Origin of the sequence: Acinetobacter sp. YH12058, from assembly GCF_013419805.1 — a bacterium.
Taxonomy (GTDB): Bacteria; Pseudomonadota; Gammaproteobacteria; order Pseudomonadales; family Moraxellaceae; genus Acinetobacter; species Acinetobacter towneri.
This window is the reverse complement of record NZ_VOZL01000014.1, coordinates 71154-78885: the sequence shown is the minus strand read 5'-3', so window position 1 is coordinate 78885 and position 7732 is coordinate 71154. Positions and strand designations below refer to the sequence as shown.

Sequence of the window (7732 nt, the reverse complement as noted above, 5' to 3'; positions counted from 1 at the left end):
GCTTGGCCAGAAAAATGAGTCGTTCTCGCTGTTCTAAACTAAGTGGTACAGAAACAATTCGAGGCATGTGTGAACATCTGTTAACTAAAAAAACTTTTTCGCATGATTAGTTATTTTTGTCAACTTACAATCACCGCATCTGCCTCTGCCACCACCATTTGCTGTGCTTCACTGTGGATTAAATAATGCATACGCATGGCACTATTACGCAATTCTTCTACCCGAACGCCAATTTTTAAAATATCAGGATAAACCACAGGACGTATATATTTGCACTGATTTGAGGCAATCACAGTCAAAACATCTTGCTGTAAAATTTTTAAATGGTCTAAATAATATAAACGCGCACTTTCAATATAACGGTAATAGATCACATTATTGACATGCCCAAAAGCATCCATATCTCCCCATGCAACACGCTGCTCAAAAACAATTGGATAATCTGCTAGTGTTAACACAACTCACCCTTAAATTTTAATTTCGACAAAATTAGAATTATTTTCAAAGATTAAATTTAACTGTTTTAATAATTCAGGCTGATCTTTTAAATTAGATTTAACTCTTAAATAACTCATTAATACGTGTTCAGGATATAAATCCAGTAATTGCTCGGCTTCTGAATAACGCGCTGTTGCTGTAAAAATATGCCATTTGGCAAAACTAAATACAGGTAATGCAGGGTATTTCTGTTCCCACAGATTTATTTGCTTTTCAATTTTGGCATAATCAGGTTGTTGTTTTAACAACTGCTGTTGGAACCATAAATAAAACACTTCCTGATTAAACTGTTCACTCAACATCTGTACCGCAAGACGTTCATGTTGTGCGGCCAAATCAGGCAGACGCGACAATAACTTCAACCACAACACCTGAATGGCATAAGACTGACTGAAAATCTGCTCACTTAAATCACTATAACGCTGCTGCAAAGCCTGTAAATTTTCTGCATCAGCCTGCTCAAATTGGGTTAATAACTCAGTCAGCCACTTTTGCTTGGTGTCTGCATCTAAATGCCCGTATTTGGTCGAACGTAAATAATGCCAAGGATATTGCGTGGCAAATTCGCCCCACAAGGCAATTAAACGTTTTTGATAAGCCGTTTTGACTTTAAATAACCACGGCGATAATTCGTGCTGATTCAAAAACTCTAAATGCGTCAAAGCTTGTTCAGGTTGTTGCTGCGCTAAATAAATTTCAATACGCTGTATTTCTGCCAACTCAAACGCCATGGCACTGCTTTGATTTAAGGCAGCCAACGCTTGCGGATATTGCTGTTGGATGCAGTGCATACGTGCTTCCATCACTCCTTTGAGCAAACCTGACTGGGCAAACACCTGTCGAATAAACTGGTGTTGATCTTCTGCAGCATCTAGCAACCAAATGACCGCCAATTGCTCATATGGATGCAGATTTTTAAAGTTAAATACTGTTTCAACCTTACGCTGTTCACGGCTAAAATAGCGCTTTAACAACAACCATAAAATTTGTAGCGAAACACTAATCGACAAGAAAAAGAACAACAACAACCAAATATTGGTTTGCAATTGCCATTCGCGCCAATACACATAAACATAGCCTGAACCATGCCCATAACTCAGTACGCTCAGCAAAGCGACCAGTACAATACTGACCACCACATAGGCGAGTAAAATCTGTTTCATTTATACCGCCCCCAATAAAGCACGTGTTTTTAAACTTGGCGTTGGAACGATATTTAAATTTTTAATTTTTTCTAATTGCTGAACCAATTGCTGTGCTTTCTGATCAGGCAATTGTTGTAATAACTGAATAATGTCATTCACTTCTTGTTGATATTGCACATATTGACCTTGCATAAAGACTTGTCGAGCCAGCAATAGACGCAATTGCGCTTCTTTTAAAATAATCTGGCGCTGCATCAACTGTGTCGCAGGTTGCTTGGCAGATTCAATACTCAGCCATTTTTGCCAAAAATAACGATCATCGACATCGGCAGGGTTCAGCTCAGGCTGTTGAGCTTGCTGTTTTAATTGTTGATCTAACTGTTGCAACAACTGACTTACTTGTTGATATTGCGCATCACGTGTTGTTATAAATTGTTGAATTTGTTTCTGATCTTGCTGAACAACTTGGTGCAAACTTTGTTTCAAAGCAGGAGCTAAAGCATATTCGTTTAACTCACGGTCTAAATGAGCTAGCTTTTCAGTCGCATAGTGAAACTGTTGTTGTTGTAAGGAAAATTCCACCAAGTCCAATTGCTGCGCCACCATATCTACTGGTTGAATCGCATCTTCTTGCTGCACAGCGCTGGATACTGCAGACTGTTCTGGCGCATCTTGGGTATAATTACGGCGCTGCAAAGCCACCAACTGATCATTTAAATTGGCATTGGTTTTTTCTGCAAGATGCAAACTTTGACTGAGTTGCTGTTGTTGCGCTGAAATTTGCATCACATCAAAACTTAATTTGACGATCCAGACCAAAGCGATCAACACCACTATCACAACCAGTTTTTTCATAGTTTTCCTTGCATGCGCATCATTTGCTGCAATATTAATTCTGTTTTTAAATGGGTCAACTTGAATACGTTATATTTTGTATGATGCTGCGTTTGATAATCGAGCAAAATTTTCTCTAAACGATCACCCAATACCCAATAATGACCTTTGTTCAGTAGATCGAAATCCCGCTGAATTAAGCTTAGCCAGTTTAACCAACTGGCTTCACTGCTGATCATCATGATAAATTCTGAAGATTGTATTAAACGTGCGCGTACTGCCTGCATTTTTTCAATAGAACTGGCAGGACACTCCCGCCGATACAATACAAAATTATGGATCTGCATCCCCTGATCAAGCAGTGTTTGCATCATAAATTGCCGTCCGCCCTCGCCACGCCAAAAGGCAATGTGTGTGCCGACTTTCAAATTTTGCAAACACGGCAAACTCAGCATCCCTTCGGAAGTTTCAACCTGCGGGACTTCGCTGTAAAGACCATATCCACGTAAAACTTCTGCTGTTTTCTCACCCACAGCCACCCAACGTATATGCTGCAAATCCTGCAATGATATTTGGCTTCGGGCTAAATATTGCATCCCAATATCGACAGCAGTCGGACTAACCACCACAATAATATGCGTGTGAGGCAACTGGGCATATAAATTAGCCAGTTGCTCTGACCACGGCTGTGCAGAAAGCTGCAACAAGGGCAAATCAATGACCTCAATATGCTGTTGTTGCAAAGCCTGAGTTAAGGCCTCTGCACGATCTTGAGGTCGGGTATTAATGAAGAGCATGGGCTTCTGGTGCAATATGAATTATTGATACAGGGCTTTGAGTAATTCGCCCGCACCCTGTGCCAATAAAGCTTTTGCCAATTCTTCACCTAGCATTTCAGCCTGTTCAGGTGCGCCAAATTGCACAGCTTTAAGAATGGTTTGCCCATCGACACTACCAACACGACCTTCAATCTGCAACTGACCATTCTGCAAAGTTGCGTAGCCTGCAATTGGCACCTGACAACCGCCTTCCAAGTAGGCATTAAAAGCACGTTCGGCACGTACACAGACATTGGTTTCGGCATGCATTAACGGCAAAATTAAATCCAACACCGCCTGATCTTGGCTACGACATTCCAGACCCAAAGCCCCTTGCCCAACGGCAGGTAAGCTCACATCAGGCTGAATGGTATGACGAATACGCTGCTCCAAACCTAAACGTTTCAAACCTGCACTGGCCAAAATAATGGCATCATATTGACCATCATCCAGTTTAGATAAACGTGTTCCCACATTGCCGCGTAAATCTATAATTTCTATATCTGGGCGCGCTTTCAAAATTTGGCATTTACGGCGCAAGCTTGAAGTTCCAACTTTAGCGCCCTGTGGTAAATCTGCAAAACTGGCATAGTGATTCGATACAAAGGCATCAAGCGGGTCTTCACGCTCACAAATGACCGCCAAGCTCAAACCTTCAGGCAATGCCATGGGTACATCTTTCATAGAGTGTACGGCTAAATCGGCACGACCATCCATTAAGGCGGCTTCTAATTCTTTGACAAATAAGCCCTTCCCCCCAATTTTTGCCAATGGGGTATCTAAAATTTTATCGCCCTGCGTGACAAAGGTCACCAACTCAACAGTTAAATCGGCATGCATCGCCTCTAAGCGGGCACGAATGTGTTCAGCCTGCCATAACGCAAGCGGGCTTTGTCGAGTTGCAATTTTCAGGGTTTTCATCATAGTGGCTAAGCAAGATAAATAAGTTCATCTAAACTTAACCTGATCCCCTAAAAATGCAAGTCTATTTCTTTACCGATTTATCAATCTGTTGCGTATTCATCTGCGATGATGCTGACAAATTAGAGTTTTTGGATGCGTTCTCGCAATAAAGGCAAATGTCGTCGGCTAACAGCCAAACGCTCATCTAGCTCACGGCAACGTACCTGATACTGTCCTGAATTGACCACTTCTAGCCCCTCCAAAAACTGAATCGAGACCAAGGCATTTCGGTGAATCCGAATAAACTGATCACCAAACTCGGTTTCTAAATCTTTCAGCGTTTCATCAATCAGGACACTGCCATTTTTATGACGCACAGTGACATATTTCTGATCAGCTAAAAAATAGTAGATATTTTCTATTGGCACCAATTCTACACCGCGATAGGTTTTCGCCGCGATTTGGTGACGTTTTATTTTTAATTCGTCCATATTTTCTTTTTGTTTTAAATGACTCATCTGCGCTTGCGTGAGTTTTGTTAAATGATCTAAAACCTGTTGCAATTCCTGTTGCATTATCGGTTTTAACAAATAGCCTTCCGCATTGGATTTAAACGCATCAAGTGCGTGTTCATCATAAGCGGTACAAAACACAATGGCTGGCATAGGGTCAAGCTCACGCAAATGTTGAGCACAACTTAGACCATCCATTCCCGGCATTTGAATATCTAATAATATGACATCCGGCTGATGTTCATCCGCCAGTTCAATCGCCTGTTGCCCATGAGCTGCCGTTGCCACCACATGATGCCCCAGTTGAGTGACCAAACGTGATAATCGCTCTCTAGCTAGAGGCTCATCATCACAAATTAGGATGTCCATTTTTCCTCCTTTTTAAGTCAATAACTTTATTTTTATCAAGTCTAGAAAAATCAGAGCAATCACAGCTTATTTTATTTATAACGGTATTGCAGCACCGTGGTGTACATACCATTCCCCGCATAATTTTTGAAAGTAACACTACGCCCATAATACGCTTTTAAGCGCTGTTCCACGTTTTGCAGTGCAATCCCATGTCCAGATCTTAAATTTATTTTATCGCTGACATACGGATTTGTAATGACAATATTGACTTGGTTTTGCAATATTTCGATCAATATACTTATCGTACTCTTTGCTAAAACTTTTTCAACTCCATGAAAAATACTATTTTCTAACAAGGGTTGTAAAGTTAATAAGGGTATTTGTACCTGACTGAGCAGTTGCGGTTGTTCAATTTTCCATTCCACGGTCAGACGCTCGCCTAAACGAATTTGTTCTATGTCTAAATATCGCTGGCAAAGTTCAATCTCATCTTTCAGGCTCACCAGTTTTAATTCCTGCAAACTGGCACGGAATAAACGTGATAAATTCAGCAGCATCTGCTCGGCTTTATCGGGGTCTATGGCAATGAGACTAATCACATTATTTAAGCTGTTAAACAAAAAGTGTGGATGAATACGGGCCTGCATAGCATGCACCCGCGCTTGCAATTCGCTATGCCGCTGCTGAATAGCTTGTTCTCGGACATAGATATAACGAAAACAAAACGCACCCAAAATCACACCATAACTCAAATGCAGTCCAATCCCATGCATGAGTTCAGCCAGACTAAACTGCTGTAAATGAAAATTTTTCCCAAAATGCAATAAGGTATTTAAACTGAGTGTGGTCAGCAACACGATGCCTTGCAGCAGCAAAAAACTGACCAAAAAAGATAAACTCAAGCCCATGCGTAAAAAACGCGCCTGAAAAAACTCCACCAAGGCCGCAAAACACAACACCACCCAATTAATATAGAGCACGTATTGCAGCACCCGAGCAAAACTTAAGCCATGCCAGCCTTGTGCTTCAGCCAATGCCAAGACCATTGCCAAAGCATTACTGCCAATAAATAATTCAATTAGATATTGCCAACGCCCTATTTTCGTAAAAAAATACAGCTCATGTTGCTCTGCCTGCGTATCAGCATAAGTTTGATTGGCTTGTTCTTCGGCAAGTGAATCTGAATTTGTTATACTCTTGTCCAAATCACCGCTTTTTACTTTATTGAGCCGATATGACCACATCTTCTAATTCCTCAAATCCGTCACAAGCCCAAACTTCGGGTATGTGGGGCGGTCGTTTCTCTGAAGCGACTGATGCTTTTGTTGCTGAATTTACAGCATCTGTTCAATTTGACCAACGCTTTTATAAACAAGATATTGCTGGCTCAATTGCACATGCAACGATGCTTGCCAAAGTAGGCGTACTTACGACTGAAGAGCGTGACGATATTATCCAAGGTTTAAATACCATTCAGGCTGAAATTGAAGCAGGTCAATTTGAATGGCGTATTGACCTTGAAGATGTTCACATGAACATCGAATCACGCCTTACTCAGCGTATTGGTATTACAGGTAAAAAATTACATACAGGTCGTAGCCGTAACGACCAAGTAGCAACCGATATTCGTTTGTATGTCCGTGACGAAATTGATGCCATTTTAGAATTATTAAAAAAATTACAACACGGCATTTTAAGCTTGGCAGCCAAAAACACCCACACCATTATGCCTGGTTTTACTCATTTACAAACCGCACAGCCTGTGACTTTTGGTCATCACCTTATGGCGTGGTTTGAAATGTTGGTACGTGACTCTGAGCGTTTAATTGACTGCCGCAAACGTGTTAATCGTATGCCTTTAGGTTCTGCTGCTTTGGCAGGTACCACTTACCCAATTGACCGCGCTTTTACCGCAGAATTATTGGGCTTTGAAGCCGTATCTGAAAACTCGTTAGATGCTGTATCAGACCGTGATTTCGGAATTGAGTTTAACGCTGCTGCATCTTTAATTATGATGCACTTGTCGCGTATGTCTGAAGAACTGATTTTATGGACATCGGCACAGTTCAAATTTGTGAATATTCCAGACCGCTTCTGCACTGGCTCATCCATTATGCCGCAGAAGAAAAACCCAGACGTACCAGAATTGGTGCGCGGTAAAACAGGTCGTGTTTATGGCGATTTAATGAGTCTGTTGACCCTGATGAAAGGTCAACCGCTTGCCTACAACAAAGACAACCAAGAAGACAAAGAACCTTTGTTTGATGCCATTGATACCGTGCGCGGCTCGCTCATGGCATTTGCCGATATGATTCCTGCTTTAGTACCAAACATTGCAGAAATGCGTGAAGCTGCATTACGTGGTTTCTCTACGGCAACTGACCTTGCAGATTACTTAGTAAAAAATGGCGTGGCATTCCGCGATGCACATGAAATTGTAGGTAAAGCCGTAGCATTGGGCGTACAAGAAGGCAAAGACTTGTCTGAACTTAGCCTAGAACAATTACAGCAATTCTCAGATTTAATTCAAGCTGATGTATTTGAAAAAGCACTGACCCTTGAAGCCTCTGTAAATGCACGTGATCATATTGGCGGTACAGCGCCTGCACAAGTTGCAGCGGCAATTGAACGTGCTCAAACACGTCTTGCTCAACTTTATGCATAATCAGGA

The 7732-nt window shown here is 41.5% G+C and carries 7 protein-coding genes and 2 pseudogenes; 1 reads left to right on the top strand and 8 read right to left on the bottom strand.

Annotation, left to right across the window (positions count from 1 at the left end; genetic code table 11):
* The 8 genes and pseudogenes from FTU09_RS13915 to FTU09_RS09550 all read right to left on the bottom strand — a co-directional run.
* Positions 1-67 (bottom strand): annotated as a pseudogene (locus tag FTU09_RS13915) (helix-turn-helix domain-containing protein); the annotation flags it as partial.
* Positions 68-125: 58 nt separating this feature from the next.
* A pseudogene (locus tag FTU09_RS09580) lies at positions 126-458 on the bottom strand (acyl-CoA thioesterase); the annotation flags it as partial.
* A gap of 9 nt (positions 459-467) precedes the next feature.
* On the bottom strand, positions 468-1661 hold the full coding sequence (locus FTU09_RS09575; RefSeq protein ID WP_180080079.1) for a heme biosynthesis protein HemY: 1194 nt from the start codon (positions 1659-1661) through the stop codon (positions 468-470).
* A complete protein-coding gene (locus FTU09_RS09570) occupies positions 1662-2498 on the bottom strand; it encodes a hypothetical protein (RefSeq protein WP_167845709.1) in 837 nt (278 codons plus the stop codon). It lies immediately after the preceding gene.
* Positions 2495-3274: a uroporphyrinogen-III synthase gene (locus FTU09_RS09565; protein ID WP_004975746.1), complete on the bottom strand. Its 780-nt coding sequence runs from the start codon at positions 3272-3274 to the stop codon at positions 2495-2497. Before FTU09_RS09565 ends, FTU09_RS09570 begins: the two co-directional genes overlap by 4 nt.
* A 21-nt stretch (positions 3275-3295) precedes the next feature.
* Positions 3296-4216 (bottom strand): hydroxymethylbilane synthase, encoded by a 921-nt coding sequence (gene hemC / locus FTU09_RS09560; RefSeq protein ID WP_154321288.1) that lies wholly within the window; start codon positions 4214-4216, stop codon positions 3296-3298.
* A 122-nt stretch (positions 4217-4338) separates the two neighbouring features.
* Complete coding sequence (locus FTU09_RS09555) at positions 4339-5079, bottom strand: LytTR family DNA-binding domain-containing protein (RefSeq protein ID WP_104852924.1); 741 nt, start codon at positions 5077-5079, stop codon at positions 4339-4341.
* Between the two features lie 71 nt (positions 5080-5150).
* Entirely contained in the window at positions 5151-6305 is a 1155-nt protein-coding gene (locus FTU09_RS09550; protein ID WP_180080076.1) for a sensor histidine kinase, read from the bottom strand.
* Between FTU09_RS09550 and argH the strand changes: the two genes are divergently transcribed.
* Positions 6296-7726, top strand: a complete 1431-nt coding sequence (argH, locus tag FTU09_RS09545; protein ID WP_171458207.1) for an argininosuccinate lyase — start codon at positions 6296-6298, stop codon at positions 7724-7726. The genes FTU09_RS09550 and argH overlap by 10 nt on opposite strands.
* The last annotated feature ends 6 nt before the right edge of the window (positions 7727-7732 follow it).